Source organism: Acinetobacter sp. F-1 (genome assembly GCF_022869025.1).
Taxonomy (GTDB): domain Bacteria; phylum Pseudomonadota; class Gammaproteobacteria; order Pseudomonadales; family Moraxellaceae; genus Acinetobacter; species Acinetobacter pseudolwoffii.
Window position 1 is genome coordinate 55496 of record NZ_JAJKFX010000013.1, and the last position, 20129, is coordinate 75624.

The window sequence follows — 20129 nt, forward strand, 5'->3', positions numbered from 1 at the left end:
TTCATGAACAATAAAGATATTATTCATAGCTTAGCTGGGGCAGTTGGAAATATTTATTCAAAGATTGATCCTCCAAAAGAATTAAGTAAGTTTTTAAAAACACATGGCTTGAGTAACTATGAAGCATTAGCATGCTTTAATAGCAATAAAGAATATATGCATCAAAAAACCGAAGATGCTTTAAATTGTTTAACTTCGTTAGAACTTAGACTATTTATCGAATATATTCTCCCAAGAATTGATTCTATAAAAAATAGACAAACAATGGGGCTTTATCTTGACCAATTCAAATCACCTTTAACTTCAGAAAATAGAACAAAAATAGCAGAAACTTTTGCTTTGTATGATTTTTTTGGAGAGAAAGATTTCATTTTATCTATTCAGAAATATTTTAATTTAGATGGTTATGATAATGATCTTGGCAAAAAGCTGGATTACTCAAGAGTAAAGGTATTAACAAATTCAACATCTGGAAATCAAAAATTCACCAATAGTGATGTTTTTAAATATATAGGAGCTTATGATTGCTCAACCACACATTTTCTTTGGTTTCTAGAATTTTTATTAGATCCTTCACATCGATCAGAACAAGCTAATAAAGAGTTAGTTAATAGACTTAATGAAATTATTGGAAATGACGGATATGAAATAGTTGTTGATCAAGATTCAAAAATTTTTAGAACGAAATATATAATTACTGAAAAGAAAAAAGAATCCATAAAAGTCCCGAAACAAATTATCTTTGCTTCGAAAAATGTGAAACCAGATTTTGGTATTACAGATGTTCTAGATGGTGATATTTCTTTAATTTCTGATACAAATTCATTGAACTATGATCAAAAAATATATGATCATCTTACATGGCAGCAGCTAGAAGACTGGTGGGAAGACAATAATTTAGAAATTAATAAAGGTTTAAAAAAACGATTAATTGAGTCTCTAGATTCAGAAGCTGAAATTATGTTTTTTGAATCATATTTTAGAAACTTTGGATTCTTGGGTGACAAACTTCCCGCATTATTACCACAAGTATATGTTGCATATGATCCAGTAAGTGCCAAAGATCTACCAAATGGGAAAACACGAATCCGACAACGTATCGACTTCTTAATGATTCTTCCAAATCTAAAGCGGGTCATTATTGAAATTGATGGAAAACACCATTACGCACGAGAAGATGGTAGAGCGGATACCAGACGCTATGCCGAAATGGTTAGAGTAGACCGTGAGATGCGTTTAAGAGGGTATGAAGTATATCGCTTCGGTGGTGCGGAGTTCTATAACGATAAAAATACACCCGAAGATAATGCGGTATCTGTTGTAAAAGACTTCTTTACGGCACTGTTTAAACAGCACGAAATTTTATAATTTTTAAAAGTCAAAAATATGAGTTCATATATAATTGATTTTTAATTATTATTTTTACTACCTAGGCACTGATAGGCTAATTTAAATGAATGAGTGCCTAACACTTGTAGGCTGTTAAGCAATTGATTAAGCTTGTTTTTAGCAAGTAGTGTTTAGTGATGTTTTGCTTTTGCTAAGATCTGGTATATGTCGGTTGAACTCGCTTAGTTTCGGAGTGGGAGAAACAGTCTAATTTTTTAGACAAGTAAAATATACAAGTCAGAAATCCTTTTCAGATGCGTTTCTCTTGTACGCAGGCGATACAAAATATGAAGCCCATAACTTACGTTATGGGCTTCATAAATTTATGATAATTGGGTAAATTATGGGTAAAAGTTGAATATTGAAAAACAATTACTATCTATAGGAATTCATAATAGATCGTCAGTTAAGCTGCCACCATCTCAAATTAATTTTGAGTAGGATTGCTTACAACCTAAATGCAATATCATGTGTTACCTACTATTAAAAAATAGGGGTATTCTTAGCATCTATTATTCACTACCCCGGTAATCCCCACTTTTGCTTATTTGAATAGCTGCATCTTACATTGTAGCTACTCACACTATTCTATTTAATGAAAAAATACCAAATACCATGTGTAATAATAGGGGAAATGAGGAACAAAACCCAAAGCCATGTCAGACCTTTTTTATTAAGAGCATCAATAATCGTGATATACAAACAGAAAATAAAAATAACGTAGAAAATAATTGCAAACCATTTTAAGAAAAAGAACCAAACTCCCAGATCATGTATTCGATCTACCCTCGTTAAATATGAGTGAATGTTGGTACTGAAATGTAATGGTTTATAAAAAATATAGTGAAATACAAGCAATATGTGACTAGTGATAGGCTCAAACTCTGACCATCGTTTAACTGAATCCCATGCAACGTAGCCAGCAGCTCCAAATATGATCAACTCAATTGGGATTGCAGGTTGACCTCCACCATAAGTATATCCTCCAGAATTAGAATCACTATTAGACCTGAAACCATCTTGGTATCTTGCTTGCTGTTTTTTATACTCTATGTTACTAGAAGAACAATTTGCTGAACAATAGGTGTCATTCATACTGACTGATTCGAAATGTCTTCCGCAACCATTACAATAATGAGAATACATAAATTACCCTAAATTTTTTGATATTGAGTTGATTTTAAGCTAATGGAAATTGAAAAATAATTGTATTAATTGACAATGTATTTAAATTTATTCCTGACCTAAAATAATAGGTGTCTACTTATAAGGTTAGTCCTTATATATTCATGATAAATTTTCATAAAAAATAATATATAAAAGTATATATTTATGTATTTGTTTTAGTGTTTGAATTTTATACTATTAATTATTGTAATGAAATCTATTTAGAGATAAATTTGATATGAGTTGAAATATTTTAGAATTAAAAATTTTTGTTATTGATTGTTTTAATTCGGCTTTTGAATGTTAGTGGTTAAATAAAATTAATATGATATTTTATTTGGTAAGAAAAACTTAATAATAAGTGGTTGTTATCTTGATGCTTTTTCTATAAAAATAATACTTTAATCGTATATGCTTTAACCAATTTAATATTTTATAATTTAAATAATTCATATATTAAAATTTTAATAGAAGAGAAGTAGAAATGTATTTAAGATCATTACTATCAAGTGTAAGCATTTGCCTTTTGCTTAGTTTAAGTGCCCATAGTTATTCAGGTATACCTCCTAAAGTTACTCCACAGATAGATAAGAAGGTTAATGTAAAAAGAATAGTATCTAAACAATGTTTAGACCGTACTGAATTTATTAATGGTTTTTTTAATTTGCCATATGATTGTTCTTACTCCTTTAGCACATTATATTCAAAGGACTCATGGTTTAGAGAACGAGTTTCGAAAGCATTTAAAGAATCACCCTTCGATGGTAGATATTTTGATATTGAATCACCGCCTGAGCTTATAGATCCAGCAGGTGATAGTAATGATGCATGGGTGGTAATGCTTGAAACCGTTTCTAGAGAAAAAAATATGGTTGCTAATGTTTTCACAGCACCAAATTTTAACGAATTAACCATTATTATTAGTGATCGAGGTCTAGGTAATCAGAAATGTACGTATGGTATATATGGTGATGTAAGTGAAAGAAATGAAAGTTTCGCTCAAACACAGATGTATATTAGAGAAAATCAGGGGGCATTTAAGGGGTGCAAATTAGTTAATAAGGTTGAAGGGTTTAAAGGCTATGATGGTTTAGCATCACTTTAAATTTTGATCTATATGAAGAAAAATAGTATCAAAGTCTAATCCCTAAATTATTTAATAGAGTTGTTATTTATAAATGGGTGAGGATTATCCTTACCCATATTTTTATAAAATACCATAAAGCCTAGCTCTTATTTTAAAGCCCTAAAACCACCTGATATGGTTTAAATCCTTCAATTACTGCATCCGAAACCAATTGAATAAAAGCTTCAGTTTTTCCATATGCCATCCATTGATCTAGAGCTTCATAGTAAGCCAATCGATTTTCTACAGTGATGACACAAGGTGGGTAACCAGCTTTTAACAATTCTAGATTCATCAAAAGACGTGATGTACGGCCATTGCCATCAGTGAATGGATGGATACCTACAAAATCAGCATGTACTTTAGCTGCACGTTCAATCGGATGAAGCTTATGTGCCTCTGAGTTGTACCAGTCGACTAGCTGAGTCATTTTGTCATTGAGCAATGTATAGTCCGGTGGTGTAGTTGTAGAACCTGAAATCAATATGTTTTGCTGGCGATATCGGCCAGCATTATCATCGTCAATATTCTTTAAGATAAGCTGATGGATATTGCGAATTCGCCATTCAGAAAATGGCTCTTCTTTTCTAATAATATCTTCAACGTAATAAATAGCATTTCTATGGTTAATTGCCTCGAAATGTTCTCTTAATGTTTTCCCACCGACAGTTATGCCTTCTAACACGACTTTCGTTTCTAAAAGAGTAAGTGTATTCCCTTCAATAGCATTCGAGTGATAAGTCCATCGTAAAATAAGGTCTTCTTGTAAATTTTTTACTATTACTGGGGATAGGAGGGGATGCTGATCTAATTTATTTTTTAAATTATCAATAATTTCAAACATTACCTTGTCCCTAAATATGTCTAAAAGAATAATACATCAAAAAAAAATATCAAATAAATGATATGTTATAACATGATATTTTTATTAGATTATAATAATAGTAGAATCGGTACACCCTTCAAATCCTGAATTAGGATTTGAACAATATTTTAAAGTGATTCAATGTACTAAATCTAATTTGAGTCAAAATTGGGTCAATGAATTTTTTTATTCAATAAAAGAGCTTTAGAATGAATAGGTTAGGATTTTAGTTCAATTGACGCCATCATCAGAAGAGAGGCGGCATAAATATTATTACTAGAAAATCCAAATCTGATGCCGCCATAGATATCTATAATTTTAAATGCTCTAAGGTTGAAATAAAGTCGGTAAATTTCTCACCTTGAATCACGACATGTGCTTTCAGTAAAGCCTCGGCTTCTTGTTCATTGCCTGCAAAAATGGCCTCTAAGATTTCACTATGCTCTGTAAAGGAATGATTCATTCGATGGTTGACGCGGAGTTGTAGGCGACGGTACGGGTGCAAACGTTTGTGTAAAGTGCAGGCTTGTTCAATTAAAAAGGCATTATGACTAGCTTTATAAATGGCAAAGTGAAATAAACGGTTGGCCTCATAATAATTTTCTGAGTCGTTCTGATTTAAATAGTCCTGACATAACTGATGTAAGTGCTTTAATTCTTGCTTTTCTTCAGGTTGAATACGTCGTGCAGCCAGTCGTCCACACATGGCTTCTAATTCAGCCATCACTTCGAACATTTCACAAAGGGTGAGTGAGTTAATGGCTGGAATAATTGCGCCACGACGTGGGCGAATTTCAACCAAACCTTCAGCGGCCAATAGCTTTAATGCCTCACGGATCGGGGTGCGTGAGGCACCGTAGCGTTCACACAGCTCTTGTTCATCCAGCTTAGTCCCAGGCAGGAAAAAACCATAAATAATATCATCCTCTAACTTTTTACTAATTTGAATAGAAAGAGGAAGTTCCGCAATTGAAGTCATACATCACCAAAAAATTGTATACAATATATGTTTATTTGAGTACAAAGCATTGTACACTGGATACAGATAAGCTATAACTATACCAAATTATAAGTCAGATTATTAGAAGTGCTGCATGATCCAGGGAGGATTCAGCAATGATTATTTACGGAACAGCCATACTGGCAGTTTGCCATTTACTTGGTGTTTATCTAGGCAATGCCCTCGGGATTGCACTCGGTGTCCAAGCAAATGTAGGTGGTGTGGCAATCGCCATGATTTTATTAATTCTATCGAAAGAACTATTAGCTAAACGTGGACACTTACCTCAAGTGACTCAATTTGGTGTGCTGTACTGGTCAGGTATGTATATCCCGATTGTAGTTGCAATGTCGGCAGGCCAAAACGTAGTTGCTGCTATGTCAGGCGGGATGTTGGGCCTGATTGTTTCGGTTGCGTCTTTGATTGGCACCGTCTTGGTGATTCGTTGGTTGAATAAATCCAGTGGCGATTATGAAAGCTATGAATGGGCGGTAGAGCCGACTGAAAAAGCCACTTAAGGACAAGAGTGTTGTCATAACACGAAATAACAATCAGCTGTACGGTTGCAAGGAAGAAACGCAATGGAAGAAATAATTACGGTTTTTACCAAAAATGCCCTCGTCGCGGCGCTCGCAGTGACTGGTTTGATGATGTATGTATCGCATCTTTTGTCGAAATATCTCACCAAAGGCAAATTACAAAGCTCAGCCATCGCCATCACCATGGGGTTGGTCTTGGCCTATTTTGCAGGAATTTATACTCAAGGTGAAAAGGGCATTTCAGATATCGCCATTTTCTCAGGTTTTGCTTTACTCGGTGGCGCCATGATTCGTGACTTGGCCATTGCCTCAACGGCGTTTGAAGTTGATGTCAAAGAAGTGAAAAAAGCAGGAAAAGTGGGTTTGATCGCGCTTGGACTGGGCTGTGTAATTCCATTTTTGATTGGTGCACTGGTAGCATGGTTGATGGGCTATAAAGACCCCGTTTCAATGACTACAATTGGTGCAGGTGCAATGACTTATATCGTTGGACCAGTGACAGGTTCAGCCATTGGTGCGAGCTCAGAAGTGATTGCCTTATCAATTGCAATTGGTCTGATTAAAGCAGTATTTTTCATGGTGGGAACCCCTCTGTTTGCGAAATTCATGTATCTGAAAAGTCCACGTTCTGCCATGGTTTTTGGTGGAATGGCAGGATCGACCAGTGGTACAGCAGCAGGCTTGGCAGGAACCGATGTGCGTTTGGTGCCATATGGTGCATTGGTCGCAACTTTTTATACCGGTCTTGGTTGTTTACTTGGTCCGTCAGTTTTTTTTCTTACAATCAATGCCATCTTCGGCTAAGCACAGCATAAAGGTGACTCCATGAACCAAATGGTTAAGACGCGCTTATGGGATAAGCAGCGCACCCGTAGACAAGAAAAACTGAATCTTGCCAAAGAAAAAGGGTTTGTAAAACAAGTTGAGCATGCTCGGGTGATTGAACTTTTGGAAACCGTGATTTCCAGTAGTGATCGCGTTTGCTTAGAAGGTAATAATCAAAAGCAGGCTGATTTCCTGTCAAAGAGTTTAAGTCAATGTAATCCAGAGGTCATTCATGACTTACATATCGTGCAGTCGGTATTGGCTTTACCCAGTCATATTGATGTGTTTGAAAAGGGCATTGCCTCTAAAGTCGATTTTTCCTTCGCAGGTCCTCAAAGTCTGCGTCTAGCACAATTGGTACAGCAGCAAAAAATTAGTATTGGTTCAATCCATACTTATCTAGAGCTGTATGGACGTTACTTTATTGATCTGACACCAAATGTCTGTTTGATTACGGCACATGCGGCCGATCGTGAAGGTAACCTTTATACAGGTGCCAATACTGAAGATACACCTGCAATTATTGAAGCAACTGCATTTAAAAGCGGTATTGTGATTGTACAGGTGAACGAAATTGTAGATAAGTTACCGCGTGTCGATGTACCCGCTGACTGGGTCGATTTTTATATCGAAAGTCCTAAGTACAACTATATAGAACCGTTGTTCACACGCGACCCTGCACAAATTACCGAAGTACAAATCTTAATGGCAATGATGGTCATTAAGGGAATATATGCACCTTATAAAATTCAGCGATTAAATCATGGCATTGGTTTTGACACTGCTGCGATTGAATTACTACTACCTACCTATGCAGCATCCTTAGGATTAAAAGGACAGATCTGTACCAATTGGGCATTAAATCCACATCCGACTTTGATTCCAGCCATTGAAAGTGGATTTGTTGATTCGATTCATAGCTTCGGTTCTGAAGTGGGGATGGAAGACTATATTAAAGAACGTTCAGATGTTTTCTTTACAGGCAGTGATGGCAGCATGCGTTCCAATCGAGCCTTTAGCCAGACTGCAGGTCTATATGCCTGCGACTTATTTATTGGTTCAACTTTACAAATCGATTTACAAGGCAACAGTTCAACCGCAACAGTGGACCGAATTTCTGGTTTTGGCGGTGCACCAAATATGGGTTCTGATCCCCATGGGCGTCGTCATGCCAGTTATGCATATACCAAAGCTGGCCGTGAAGCGGTGGATGGCAAAATGATCAAAGGCCGTAAATTGGTAGTGCAGATGGTCGAAACCTACCGTGAACATATGCATCCTGTATTTGTAGAAGAGTTAGATGCGTGGCAGTTGCAGGAAAAAATGGAGAGCGAACTCCCGCCAATCATGATTTATGGCGAAGACGTAACCCATATTGTGACAGAAGAAGGCATTGCCAACTTACTGTTATGTCGCACACCTGAAGAACGTGAACAAGCGATTCGTGGTGTGGCAGGTTATACACCCGTAGGTATACAGCGTGATGAGGCCAAAGTGAAAGAGTTACGCCAGCGCGGCATTATTCAACATCCAGAAGATTTGGATATCGATCCAACACAGGTCAGTCGTGATTTGTTGGCGGCAAAATCGGTAAAAGATTTAGTTAAATGGTCGGGTGGTTTATATAGTCCCCCGAGTCGCTTTAGAAACTGGTGATCGACATGGAAAAGTTAAAATTTGAATTGCAATCAGCACCGTTAAGTGCTCAACAAGCAGCTGTCATTTGTGGTGTAGTAGGATCTGGAAATTTAGAAGTCTTAGTTTCACGGCATGATCAGGCGGATATTTGTCAGATTGAAGTCACTACATCAGCGGTCGGTTTTCAACATGTTTGGCAGTCAGTATTGAATGAGTTTGCACAACGTCATGCGGTGGCAGGGCTTAAATTTCAGTTAAATGATATGGGGGCGACTCCAGCGGTGGTAAACCTGCGCTTAAGCCAAGCAATATCTATGTTTAAGGGAGTATAGAACATGGATCAAGTAATGCTCAAAAACAGTTTTTATGAAAAAACTGCTCGTGCACGTATTCAAGCGGTCGTCGATGAACACAGTTTTAATGAAATATTAAAGCCTGCTGAAATTGAAGTTAGCCCACATCTCTCTGCTTTGGATATTCCGGGAAGTTTTGATGATGGCGTGATTATTGGTACAGCGCGTTTGAATGGAACACCAGTGCATATTATGGCTCAAGAAGGCCAGTTTATGGGCGGTGCTGTGGGTGAAATCCACGGGGCGAAAATTGTAGGCCTCTTACATAAAGCGATTCAAGATCAAACTCAAGCAGTCGTATTTTTTGTCGATTCAGGTGGTGTACGTCTGCATGAAGCTAATGCAGGTCTTATCGCTATTTCCGAAATTATGCGTGCGATGTTGCAGGTAAGAAATGCAGGTATTCCGATTATTACCGTGATTGGCGGCACCTGTGGCGCTTTCGGTGGTATGGGGATTAGCGCTTGTTTGAGCAGTACTATTATCATGACCGAAGAAGGGCGTTTGGCACTATCTGGCCCAGAAGTGATTGAAACGGTCAAAGGCGTAGAAGAGTTTGACTCGAAAGATCGTGCATTGGTTTGGCGTGTTACAGGCGGTAAACATCGTTATTTACTAAATCATGTACAGGCTTTGGTTGAGGATGATATTGCAGATATTCGTGATGCGATTTTAACGCAACTCGACGCTAAGGTAGCTCCTTTAGACTTAGAACAATTATTGAAGCAACAGCAACAGCTTGAGCACCAGTACCAACGCTGGTTTGGTAAAAATGATGGTTTACAAATCTGGCACGAGATGGGAATTTCACAGCCAGAAAAAATTCCGATGTTGTCTGCCCATGAAGTTGTGTTGTTAAAGCAAGGATGAGCTCATGAATACAGAAGTACTCTTACAACAATTATTTCCGCATCAGTTAGATTACCAGATCGAAGGTTATGTAATTAAAGGTAGTGCGCAGACGGATGCAGGTCCGGTGCGGATTCTCGGCACAGTCAATGCAGCACCCATTAATCAACAGATTGCCATGGAACTGGCAGGTGAAATCTTACAGCTGGTACAGCAGAAGCAACAGACACCTGTGGTGTTTGTTGTGGATACGCAAGGCCAAGACCTTTCTCGTGCAGATGAGTTACTCTGCTTAAACAGAACCTTTGCCCATTTGGCATCCTGTGTAGATTTACTGCGCAGAAGTGGGCACGCCAACCTCGCGATTATTTTTGGCCAAGCCGTAAGTGGTGGATTCCTTTCCTATGGCTTAATGGCGAACGAAGTCTATGCACTGAGTGATTCCCAAGTCAAAGTGATGGATCTTAACGCAATGGCAAGGGTGACAAAAATTCCCGCCGATAAGTTAAAAGAACTTTCACAAAGTTCAGCTATTTTTGCTCCCGGTGCGGAAAACTTTTACAAGATGGGTGCAATCAATGCCATTTGGCCAGATTTGGAGACCGATTGGGTTAGCCAAGTGCTGTTAAATCAACAACAACATATTGAATCTTATCTTGTGGATCAGCGTCGTATAGTTGGGCAACAGCGTCAAGGACGCGTGTTGTGTAATCACATAATCGAGAAAGTCGTTCATAGTTAAGGAAAGCAGATATGGATCGTCATGACTTCGCTTATCTGCGTGATTCAGCCACTTTACAATTTTTGGATGTTTCTTTACCTGAAACAGTGAAACTGAAAGTGTCTCAATTGCTGAGCCAACATGTTCCAATGACTGTTTGCCGGCAGGAAGGGCTGGATGCGGGACAGGTGAAGTTGGCGATCAACTGTTTGGTGGAAGGTTATAAATATCGTGTAGCCTGTTGGGTCGCAGAATACAATATTGAACAGATCACTCGACCGCTTTCCCTACGGGCCTTGTTAAAAGCTGACTTACAGATCTTCCAGCGTGAGATCCTAAGTGATTTTGCAGACAAGCTAGAACAACGAGGCTGTGAAGTATATGTCTATGGCTCTTATGCCTACCAAGCTCTCACGCGGGAGGCCTATGTCAGACCGGTTTCAGATTTAGATATGCTGTTATATCCACAGCATCAAAATGATGTGCCGGAAATTTTACAGTTAATACAGCAAGTCCAGGCACAGAGTTCAGTTCATTTAGACGGCGAGATTCAAATCCATCCAGACTGGCATGTGTCATTTAATGAACTAATTGCGGTTTTTCCTGAAATGAAACAGCAAGTGATCGTAAAAGGAATTCAGCGTGTCGAGATGCTGAGATTAGAACAATTATTCGAAGGGAAGCTGGAATATGCAGATGCTACAACCACATGAAGTTTTATGCCCAAGCATTATCACTACTGCTGAAACATTAGACCATTTGGCATGTATGGCGTTATTGGATGAAGCCAGTTTAGAACATAAGCCCGGTTTGGTTTGTCCAAGTTCGCAGGGCAGTCATAGTGATATGGACTTTAGCTTATTCCAATCCAGTGTCGATGCTTTACAAGGCTATTTTCAGGCACAATGTTTGAATGGCTATCGTGATGTCAATTTTGAAGAGATTCGACAGTGTGGCATTTTAGCTGAACAGAAGATGATGACTGCCACTCAGCAGATCAATACCCATAAAGGGGCGATTTTTAATTTAGGTTTTGCCAGTGCAGCAGTCGGGCAATGTCTAGCAACTGATAGTTCGTTGAATACAGGCTCAATCAGTCAAAAAATTCAAAGCACTTGGCAGGATGAACTGTTACATCATTTGCAACGTGACCCGAATAGTCATGGACAACGTATGCGTCGCCAATATGGCATCACAGGCGCGATTGAAGAAGTGGCTTCAGGTTTTAAAACGGTGATGGATATTGCCTTACCAACGTATATCGACATTTATACCCAAACGGCCAATATCCAACAGGCTTCAATTCAAAGCCTATTCAGCCTTATGGCCTATGTACAAGATACCAATATTGTTTGGCGCGGCGGTTTATCGGCCTTATATCTTGTGCAGGATATAGCAAAACAGTTTTTAGCAAGGGGTGGTGTACTACAACAGCACTGGGTAAAAGATGTGTCTAAAATAGAGAATTATTTTGTTCAACATCGTTTAAGTCCAGGTGGTAGTGCAGATTTATTGGGAGTAACTTTGTTCTTGCTAAAGGTAGAAAATGAATTTCGCAATCATATTTAGTGGTCAAGGACTTCAGAACTTAGCGCATGTGCATGAGCTCCGAAGCATGGCGAAAGAACTGCAAGTAGTAGATGAATTAAAACTGTATTTGCCGAAGCTATTTTGTTCAGATTTGACCGAAGTTGATCTGTATCCGAATGAGTTCGCGCAGCCTTTTATTTTTGCTTTGCAATGGTGTCGTTGGCAAAAGTTAAAACCTGAGATTGAGGACCTTATGAGCTTCTCAGGTTATTCACTCGGAGAGTTAAGTGCACTCATTTGTGCAACGCAGATAAGTTTGGAACAAGGCTTGTATTTAGCCCAGCAGCGTGCCTCGTTGATGTCTTCAGCTGCCCAGGACGCAAGTGGCTTAATGGCTGTCCAGGGAATTAATTTCAATACGCTTCAAGAGTTGTTGACAGAAACGTCAACCGCACTTTCTATTAAACTGAGTGATAGTAGTTTTGTCGTGGGGGGGGCTGATACGAATTTACAGCAGCTGGCTCAGCAACTCGAATTGCGAGGAACACGTTTTGTTAAACGGTTGAATGTTACCATTGCATCGCATACCGTATGGATGGATGCTGCAGTACAGCCGTATCAGCAGGTTTTACAGCAACAAGACTTTGCTCATTTATGCACGGCCATGATCAGCGGTTCGGGTGGACATAAGTTTTTTAAGACCACAGATGCAGTTAATGCGCTGATTCACCAAATGAATCATGCTATTGACTGGGATGCCTGTTTAACAGTAATACAAGAAAACCAGCCTGATGTAGTATTAGAAATTGGGCCGGGCAGTGCCTTGAGTAAAATGCTATTAGAACGCAATCCAAATTGTCTCGTGCGTGCAGTGGATGATTTTAAAAGTTGGTCTGGGTTCCAGGTATGGTTAGACAAACAGTCCAGGATGTAATTTAGAAAATGTGAAGATTAATTATGGATAGGTCTTTGTCTTGCAAATATATTTGAAATATTTATTTGGCCAAATCCTTAATTTAAATTCAAAATTACTTGATAGGGTTTAAATCCTTCGATTACTGCATCCGAAACCAATTGAATAAAAGCTTCGGTCTTCCCATATGCCATCCACTGATCCAAAGCCTCATAGTAAGCCAAGCGATTTTCTACAGTGATAACACAAGGCGGATAGCCAGCTTTTAATAATTCAAGATTCATCAATAGACGTGATGTACGCCCATTGCCATCAATGAATGGATGAATGCCAACAAAATCAGCATGTACTTTAGCTGCACATTCAATGGGGTGAAGCTTATGTGCCTCTGAATTGTACCAATCAACTAGCTGAGCCATCTTGTCATTTAATAATGTGTAATCAGGCGGGGTAGATGTAGCACCAGAGATTAGGACATTTTGCTGACGATAACGTCCTGCATTCTCATCATCAATATTTTTTAAAATGAGTTGATGTATATTGCGGATTTGCCATTCAGAAAAAGGTTCTTCTTTTCTGATAATGTCTTCAACGTAGTAGATTGCATTACGATGGTTAATTGCTTCGAAGTGCTCTCTTAACGCTTTTCCACCGACAGTTATACCTTCTAATACAACTTTAGTTTCTAAGAGAGTAAGTGTATTACCTTCAATAGCATTGGAGTGATAAGTCCATCGTACAATAAGATCTTCTTTTAAATTTTTTACTATTGCAGGTGATAGGGGACGATGCCGATCTAATTTATTTTTTAAATCATCAATAATTTCAAACATTAACTTATCCCTGAATGAGTCTAAAAGAATAATACATCAAAAAAAATATCAAAGAAATGAGATGGACTGCTCCCAGTATCCTAGACACGAGACAGCCTCATTTTGAAGCTGCCTCAAAGACTTCTGGACTCATCTCATCGAGATGCGAATGACGCCTGATTCGATTGTAAAACATCTCGATGTAATCAAACACATCTGCACGAGCCATTTCTCGTGTTTTATAGATCTTCTTTTTAATTCTTTCCTTCTTTAAGCTGCTAAAAAAGGATTCAGCAACAGCATTGTCCCATGAGCAGTATACTGCGCAAGGCCTCCGCGGCTCATACTGGGAATCAAGTTATGCTTCTGACAGAATTTATGCCAGTCTCCGCTGCTGTATTGTGAGCCTTAGTCTGAATGTATGATCACAGGCTCATTGGGTCTGCGTCGCCATACTGCCATAAGAAGTGCATCCAAAACGATATCCTTAGCAAGCGTAGGCTTCATTGACCAACCGATGACTTTTCTCGAATATAAATCAAGAACCACAGCCAGATATAACCAGCCTTGCCAAGTACGGATGTAGGTAATATCAGTCACCCAAGAGGTATCAGGTGTGTTTACAACAAACTCTCGATTTAAGTGATTTGGTGGCACAATTTGAGGACGACCACAGCCATAACCTCTATGCTTCTTATATCCTCGAACAGCGGCAATACCATTGTTCTTCATGATCTTCAGCACACGATTAGGTCCACAGCTTCACCTAGCTTTTTTTAGATCTAGCGTAATGCGACGATAACCGTAGATGCCATAACTGGCATCATAAGAAGAACGGATGAGCTGTAATAACCGCTTATCTTCAATCGTCCTGCCTGATTCGGGTTCATGCAACCAGGCATAGTAGCCAGCACGAGCAATCTTAAGAACCCGACACATCGTTTTAATCTTAAATTGATGGCTGTATTCCAGGATAAACTGATACTTTACTCGGGCAGGCTTGCAAAGTACCTTGCGGCCTTTTTTAGAATATCCCGTTCCTCTTCTGTCTGTTTAAGCTGACTTTTAAGGAGAAGGATTTCTTTCTTTGCTTCGAGCAATTCATGTTCATCAGGATTGTTGCGTAAAGGCTGTACGGCCTTTAGCGATTTATAAATGCTGTGTTGTGATACACCTAAACGTTCTGCAACATCAGTGACAGAATATCCACGTTCGGTAATCAATTTAACAGCTTCATCTTTAAATTCTGGGGTATAGCGTTGTCCACTCATAAGGTTCTCTCCTATGCAAAAAGAATAGACGAAATTTGTCTAGGAGAGTGGTGGCAATTCAATCTATCTAAAGAGGATAAAAAAAAATAATTTTTGAATAGTGAGAATATATATAAAACTATGTAATAGATGAGTGGTTAATAAATAGAGATAATAGAAATGAATACTATCAATTTTGAAAATGATTATGTTGTCGGGCAGAAAAACAATAATTATAATGAAGTGATGGCTAAGTTCAAAGAGCTAAATCATTTAGCATTGATCAGCAAAAAATGGAAAAAAAATATATATTATGGTTTTCATGAGCGAGAATGCTTTGACCTGTGCTATGCAGTAGGGGATGCAAAAGCAATTTTTGTTTACCTACATGCGGGGTATTGGCAATCAAGAGATAAAAACCAGTTTTACTTTATTGCTGACCATTTAGCAGAACTTGGATATCATGTTGCAATTATGAATTATCCTCTTTGCCCAGAAGTAAGTATTGAAAAAATAAAAAAATCATTAAGTTATTCTTTATTTACATTAAATACACTTTTAAATTTTGATTCAAAAAAATTACCTATGTATATTTGTGGGCATTCGGCAGGTGCGCACTTAACAACAGAGCTCGTATTAAATACCAGATGTTTAATAAAAGACTGGTTAAATGTTAAGGGTATAATTCCTATCAGTGGTATATACGATTTAGTTCCTTTGATATCTACTAGCTTAAATATAAATATTAAATTAGATAGTTCTCAGGCAAGGGAGAATTCACCGATATTAAGAGTATCTGACGATTTAGTTCCTGCTGAGTTTTTTGTTGGAAGTTATGAAACCGAAGCCTTCATTCAACAATCCCAAAAAATGAAAGAACTGTGGGAGTTTAAAGGGAATTTAGCAAATTTTAGAGTTCTTAAAGACAGTGATCATTTTAGTTTGCTTTTTCACTTTCTTAGAAATGGTGAAATTGTAAAATCAATTGAAAGACTTTATACATCTACAAATATATAAAAATTTAAAAAATTAAAAAAACTACTTTCAAAGAGTAGTTTTTTTATTAATAAATAATAAAAATAGCTGCTATAGCTAAGATTATGGTGAAAATAGCCGAAGATAATAATATGAGACGATAAGTAATTAAATTTTTATTATCAGTTCTTAAGGTTTTTATTTTATTAAAGTTAATGAGTAAAACAAAATAATAGAGACAAATTGCTGTGGTAATGAAAATAGAAATATAAAAAAAATAATAAGGCTTATTGATCAAATATTTAAAAAAAGTAAAGTTTACTATGATATAAGAAAATAAACTCCTTTCTATAGATAAAAAAGTTCTTTCAGGTTGAAGTCCACTATCTTGCATAATAATTCCTATTTAATATGAATAAAAATAAATATAATTAGAATTAAACTAAAAATTGATAATATCGGGGCCATAAAAGGATAGGGGAGAGACTGTTTGGTTCTCAGTGCATATTCAACTCTAAACCAACGAAAAATAGCGCTAATACTAAGAAGAATAGAAAGTAAAATTAAAGAGATAAAAATATGATTGGCAATTACTTCTTCAATTATTCCATTATTCAATGTAATAAATGCTATGGCACCCACTAATATAGCGAGTGCTGTTCTATTCCATGCTAAAAATGTTCTCTCATTGGCAAGTGTAAAACGAGGATCCGGGTCTTCTCCATCAGTTAGTTTAATGATTTTAATTAAATTTTTCATAATTTTTTGATCAGTTAAAATCTAGAATATATAACTCTTGAGTAATAAATGCTATGCATTCTTAGATGATAATCTATGTATTTTATATGTCTTATTTGAATAGAAACTCCTTAATAAATGCATAGTTCATATTTTGAAAAGTTGTTGAAATAACAAAAAAGGGAGACTTACAATGCAAATGCTAGATCAGAAACATTTATCTTCTTTAGTGTTTAATGAAACACGATTAAATAAAGAGCTTAAAAATATTAAATGGAATGTGCTTGGACATGTATATGAACCTATATTAGGAGGAGATCAACAGTCAAGTTTTGCTTGGATTTCAAATGATCCTCCTGGAACTTTTGTTCCTCCTCATATGCATCCTGTACAGGATGAACATGCTTTTATTCTTGAGGGCGAGTATTCGCTATATTTAGACGGTGAATGGACAACTGCCAAAGCAGGGGATTATCTTTATTGGCCACGTGGAACAACACATGGATATAAAGTTACTTCAGAAGGCCCCGCTAAAGGTGTTTTTTGGGTAAGTCCAGGTAATGATTTAGCCAGTTTGTTTTCAGAACTGCACAATTTGACAGATCCAGAGAAGGTAGTCCAGGTCTCAGCAGCTCGTAATATTCGTTTCTTTAATCCATCCAGCCTTCCTAACTGTGAGTTCTAATCGTTAAAATATTTATTCTAAATAATTAAATAAAAAGCCTTCATAATTATGAAGGCTTTTTATTTAATTATTTTACCAAAAATTATTGTGTGTTCACTTAGATTTAAGCAAATGAAAAAAATTAAATTAAGCATAATAAATTTATAAAAAGTGAATATTAGTCGAAGAATAAAATAAATTATATTTATAGAGTGTTATTAGCATGAATTTAAAAGGACTATTCAATGAAAATTAATAATCAACAGGGAATGAAAATTATTGCTTTAGGTACAGGTGGTGGCCCAATCGTATCTAGTTCTAGAGCAGGAATCTCAACAGCTATTTGTATAGATAATGCAACCTATATCGTCGATTGTGGTATGGGGAGTATTCGTAATTATAGAAGTCATGCTACTTGGGGTGAGTTACGAGGTATTTTTATTACTCATCATCACTCTGACCATATCTATGATTTAGGCTCTTATTTATTCACAGGTTGGCAAGTCCCAGGTGAGTCTTTTAGCCAGCCTATCCAAATTTATGGTCCTGGAAAGCCTTTACAAAATCCAGCTATGCCGACTCATACTCATCCCAAAATTAAAGGCTGTTGTGGCGGGGATCATCCTATGGTAGGAACAGCTGCGATGGTTGATGCTTTAATACACAATGTATTTGCATCAGATATTGCAATTCGAATGGCAGATGAAGGTCGTTCAAGTCCAACCGAATGGATTAAGGCATTTGATATTCAGATTCCTGAAAATGCCAAAGCAGACCCTGTCCATAATCGACATCCGGAAATGGAACCTTTCGTCATTTATGAAGATGAGCTGGTTAAAGTGAGCACAATTTTGGTAGACCACCGTCTATGTTTTCCTGCTTTTGGTTTCCGGTTCGATTCTAAATATGGTTCTGTCGTAATTTCAGGTGATACGACATATTCTAAAAACTGTATTTTACTAGCCAAAGACGCAGATGTATTAATGCATGAGGTTATTGATCTAGACGCAATTTTAGCTACGTTCCCTGAGGGACCGACACGCAACGGTATTGCAGTCCATCTTGAAGAATCTCACACATCTTATGAGAAAGTAGGCGTAGTTGCCCAAGAAGCAAATGTGAAAGCACTTATCCTGCATCATATTGTACCAAATACACCAGACTCAGCAGATGTTCAGAAGATGGTCAATACTGCTCAAAATGATTTCGATGGTTTGGTATTGGCAGCAGAAGATAATGATACTTTTAATGTAATTGATATTGTAAAAACTCATCTTGATGAGCGCAGAGCACATGAGTTTTTACGGGAGGTAAATACATGAAAAGCCAAATCAAAAGCCTTCCTACTTCACTTATAGAGCCATTAGAAACTGGGAGAATTACAAGTCGAGCGTGGTTAATTACTGGAATGCTCATCATATTCCAAATGATCAACTTTGCTGATAAAGCTGTTTTAGGCCTGGTAGCTGAACCCGCAATGCGTGAACTAGGAATGTCGAGTAGTCAATTCGGTTTTATTGGTAGTTCTTTTTTCTTTTTATTTGCTATTTCATCGATTGCGGTAGGTTTTTTGGCAGCTAAAATACAAACACGATGGATTCTATTGGTTATGGGAATTGCATGGGCAGTTTTGCAATTTCCTATGTTGATGGGGGGGGGGGTAACTCTCCTTCTGGTTACACGCATTATTTTAGGGGCTGCAGAAGGGCCAGCAACCCCTATCACTTTGCAGCATATCCATGGATGGTATGCACCCAAGGAGCGTGGTTTGCCAAGTAGTTTAGTTGCAATAGGATCAACCTTGGGACCAATTATTGCTGCACCTATATTGGCTGCAATCATCGCTCATCCCTCTTATGGGTGGAGATGGGCATTTGGTTTTTTAGGATTTTTTGGTCTTGGCTGGAGTTTATTATGGTTTTTAATTGCGAAAGAAGGGCCATATAGTCATATCAAAGCGAAACAGCAGCTTACTCAACCTAAACCACTTGTGCATCCTAGTACAAGTTATATTAATAATAAAAGTATTGCTGAGTTTTCAGACCAATTAAAAGTAGTACCTTTATTTAAAGTTTTTATTTCACCCATGTTCATTTCTGCTTTTTTAGCAGGTGCTGGATGTTTTTGGGCTATGGGCTTTTTAACCACATGGTCGCCTCGCTACCTATCTGCGGTTATAGACACGTCTCCTCAGATGATCGGTATGATTTCAACTTTTCCATGGATATTTGGCGCTTTAACTTTATTGGTAGCAGGCTATCTATCTAAAATTTTAATGAAAAAAGGGTGCTCAGTACATAAATCCTTAGGCTGTGTATTTGGTATCTTAATTTTAATGTCAGGTATTTTCTTTTTACTATTACCTTATACGACAGGGATTGCTGCAGTTGGTGTTTTGACCATTGCTGCAGGTTTGGCGATGACATTCCCATTAGCACCTATTACTTTGGCCTATAGTATTTGTTCTAAACAACGGGCAGCTGTTATGGCGACTGTTACGGCTCTAGCCTCTTTAGGGGGGATGATTTCGCCAACTATGGTAGGAATGTTTATGGAGTCTGCAGGATACATCCAGCCAGTAAAGGGAATACTTCCAGATGCTATAATGCTCAATAAACTAGTTATGGGAATGAACTTAAGTTTTTCTTATATTGGTATCTATTTATTAATTGTAGGATTAGCTGCTGTAATATTCCTTAATCCAGATAGAACAGCGAAAAAAATGCAAAAAGATATTCTAAAAGATGATGAAGAAAAAGTATAAATAGATTATCT

The 20129-nt window shown here is 37.4% G+C and carries 19 protein-coding genes and 1 pseudogene; 15 read left to right on the top strand and 5 right to left on the bottom strand.

Going from position 1 to position 20129, the window contains the following annotated elements; genetic code table 11:
- Positions 1-3 precede the first annotated feature (3 nt).
- The gene (locus tag LOZ91_RS11930; RefSeq protein ID WP_244783261.1) at positions 4-1368 is read left to right on the top strand and encodes a hypothetical protein; all 1365 of its coding nucleotides are present in this window, start codon (positions 4-6) and stop codon (positions 1366-1368) included.
- Positions 1369-3040: 1672 nt separating this feature from the next.
- A complete protein-coding gene (locus tag LOZ91_RS11935; RefSeq protein ID WP_244783262.1) occupies positions 3041-3661 on the top strand; it encodes a hypothetical protein in 621 nt (206 codons plus the stop codon).
- Positions 3662-3794: 133 nt separating this feature from the next.
- Here LOZ91_RS11935 and LOZ91_RS11940 read toward each other — a convergent pair whose 3' ends face one another.
- Both LOZ91_RS11940 and LOZ91_RS11945 read right to left on the bottom strand, forming a co-directional pair.
- A complete protein-coding gene (locus LOZ91_RS11940; protein ID WP_244783263.1) occupies positions 3795-4526 on the bottom strand; it encodes a Fic family protein in 732 nt (243 codons plus the stop codon).
- 331 nt (positions 4527-4857) lie between these two features.
- Positions 4858-5526 carry a GntR family transcriptional regulator gene (locus tag LOZ91_RS11945; RefSeq protein WP_100328880.1) on the bottom strand — a complete coding sequence of 223 codons (669 nt, stop codon included), beginning with the start codon at positions 5524-5526 and terminating at the stop codon, positions 4858-4860.
- Positions 5527-5663: 137 nt separating this feature from the next.
- Between LOZ91_RS11945 and madL the strand changes: the two genes are divergently transcribed.
- The 9 genes from madL (at position 5664) to LOZ91_RS11990 (ending at position 12936) form a co-directional block, all read left to right on the top strand.
- Positions 5664-6065 (top strand): malonate transporter subunit MadL, encoded by a 402-nt coding sequence (gene madL / locus LOZ91_RS11950; protein WP_074383153.1) that lies wholly within the window; start codon positions 5664-5666, stop codon positions 6063-6065.
- 63 nt (positions 6066-6128) lie between these two features.
- The gene (gene madM / locus LOZ91_RS11955; protein ID WP_005107671.1) at positions 6129-6890 is read left to right on the top strand and encodes a malonate transporter subunit MadM; all 762 of its coding nucleotides are present in this window, start codon (positions 6129-6131) and stop codon (positions 6888-6890) included.
- 21 nt (positions 6891-6911) lie between these two features.
- Complete coding sequence (gene mdcA, locus LOZ91_RS11960; RefSeq protein ID WP_074383152.1) at positions 6912-8567, top strand: malonate decarboxylase subunit alpha; 1656 nt, start codon at positions 6912-6914, stop codon at positions 8565-8567.
- A 5-nt stretch (positions 8568-8572) separates the two neighbouring features.
- Positions 8573-8881 (top strand): malonate decarboxylase acyl carrier protein, encoded by a 309-nt coding sequence (mdcC, locus tag LOZ91_RS11965; protein ID WP_244783264.1) that lies wholly within the window; start codon positions 8573-8575, stop codon positions 8879-8881.
- A gap of 3 nt (positions 8882-8884) precedes the next feature.
- Entirely contained in the window at positions 8885-9772 is an 888-nt protein-coding gene (locus LOZ91_RS11970; RefSeq protein ID WP_074383151.1) for a biotin-independent malonate decarboxylase subunit beta, read from the top strand.
- A 4-nt stretch (positions 9773-9776) separates the two neighbouring features.
- Complete coding sequence (mdcE, locus tag LOZ91_RS11975) at positions 9777-10493, top strand: biotin-independent malonate decarboxylase subunit gamma (protein ID WP_244783265.1); 717 nt, start codon at positions 9777-9779, stop codon at positions 10491-10493.
- Between the two features lie 11 nt (positions 10494-10504).
- Positions 10505-11185: a malonate decarboxylase holo-[acyl-carrier-protein] synthase gene (gene mdcG, locus LOZ91_RS11980; protein ID WP_100328878.1), complete on the top strand. Its 681-nt coding sequence runs from the start codon at positions 10505-10507 to the stop codon at positions 11183-11185.
- Positions 11163-12041, top strand: coding sequence for a triphosphoribosyl-dephospho-CoA synthase MdcB (gene mdcB / locus LOZ91_RS11985; RefSeq protein WP_100328877.1), 879 nt, complete (start codon positions 11163-11165; stop codon positions 12039-12041). Before mdcG ends, mdcB begins: the two co-directional genes overlap by 23 nt.
- Before the next feature lie 46 nt (positions 12042-12087).
- Entirely contained in the window at positions 12088-12936 is an 849-nt protein-coding gene (locus tag LOZ91_RS11990) for an acyltransferase domain-containing protein (protein WP_228152458.1), read from the top strand.
- Between the two features lie 77 nt (positions 12937-13013).
- Here the strand turns inward: LOZ91_RS11990 and LOZ91_RS11995 are convergent, their stop codons facing one another.
- Both LOZ91_RS11995 and LOZ91_RS12000 read right to left on the bottom strand, forming a co-directional pair.
- Entirely contained in the window at positions 13014-13748 is a 735-nt protein-coding gene (locus tag LOZ91_RS11995) for a Fic family protein (RefSeq protein ID WP_244783266.1), read from the bottom strand.
- A gap of 97 nt (positions 13749-13845) precedes the next feature.
- Positions 13846-14998 (bottom strand): annotated as a pseudogene (locus LOZ91_RS12000) (IS3 family transposase).
- Positions 14999-15157: 159 nt separating this feature from the next.
- Here LOZ91_RS12000 and LOZ91_RS12005 point away from each other — a divergent pair.
- Positions 15158-15994 carry an alpha/beta hydrolase gene (locus LOZ91_RS12005; protein WP_100355941.1) on the top strand — a complete coding sequence of 279 codons (837 nt, stop codon included), beginning with the start codon at positions 15158-15160 and terminating at the stop codon, positions 15992-15994.
- A 360-nt stretch (positions 15995-16354) separates the two neighbouring features.
- On the opposite strand, the gene LOZ91_RS12010 is transcribed toward LOZ91_RS12005, so the two are convergent.
- Positions 16355-16711, bottom strand: coding sequence for a DUF202 domain-containing protein (locus LOZ91_RS12010; RefSeq protein WP_005107645.1), 357 nt, complete (start codon positions 16709-16711; stop codon positions 16355-16357).
- A gap of 172 nt (positions 16712-16883) precedes the next feature.
- Between LOZ91_RS12010 and LOZ91_RS12015 the strand changes: the two genes are divergently transcribed.
- From LOZ91_RS12015 to LOZ91_RS12025, 3 genes are all read left to right on the top strand, one after another.
- Positions 16884-17375 (top strand): cupin domain-containing protein, encoded by a 492-nt coding sequence (locus LOZ91_RS12015; protein ID WP_005107644.1) that lies wholly within the window; start codon positions 16884-16886, stop codon positions 17373-17375.
- 224 nt (positions 17376-17599) lie between these two features.
- Positions 17600-18676 carry an MBL fold metallo-hydrolase gene (locus LOZ91_RS12020; RefSeq protein WP_005107643.1) on the top strand — a complete coding sequence of 359 codons (1077 nt, stop codon included), beginning with the start codon at positions 17600-17602 and terminating at the stop codon, positions 18674-18676.
- Positions 18673-20118 carry an MFS transporter gene (locus LOZ91_RS12025; RefSeq protein ID WP_244783267.1) on the top strand — a complete coding sequence of 482 codons (1446 nt, stop codon included), beginning with the start codon at positions 18673-18675 and terminating at the stop codon, positions 20116-20118. The genes LOZ91_RS12020 and LOZ91_RS12025 overlap by 4 nt, the downstream gene beginning before the upstream one ends.
- Positions 20119-20129 lie beyond the last annotated feature (11 nt).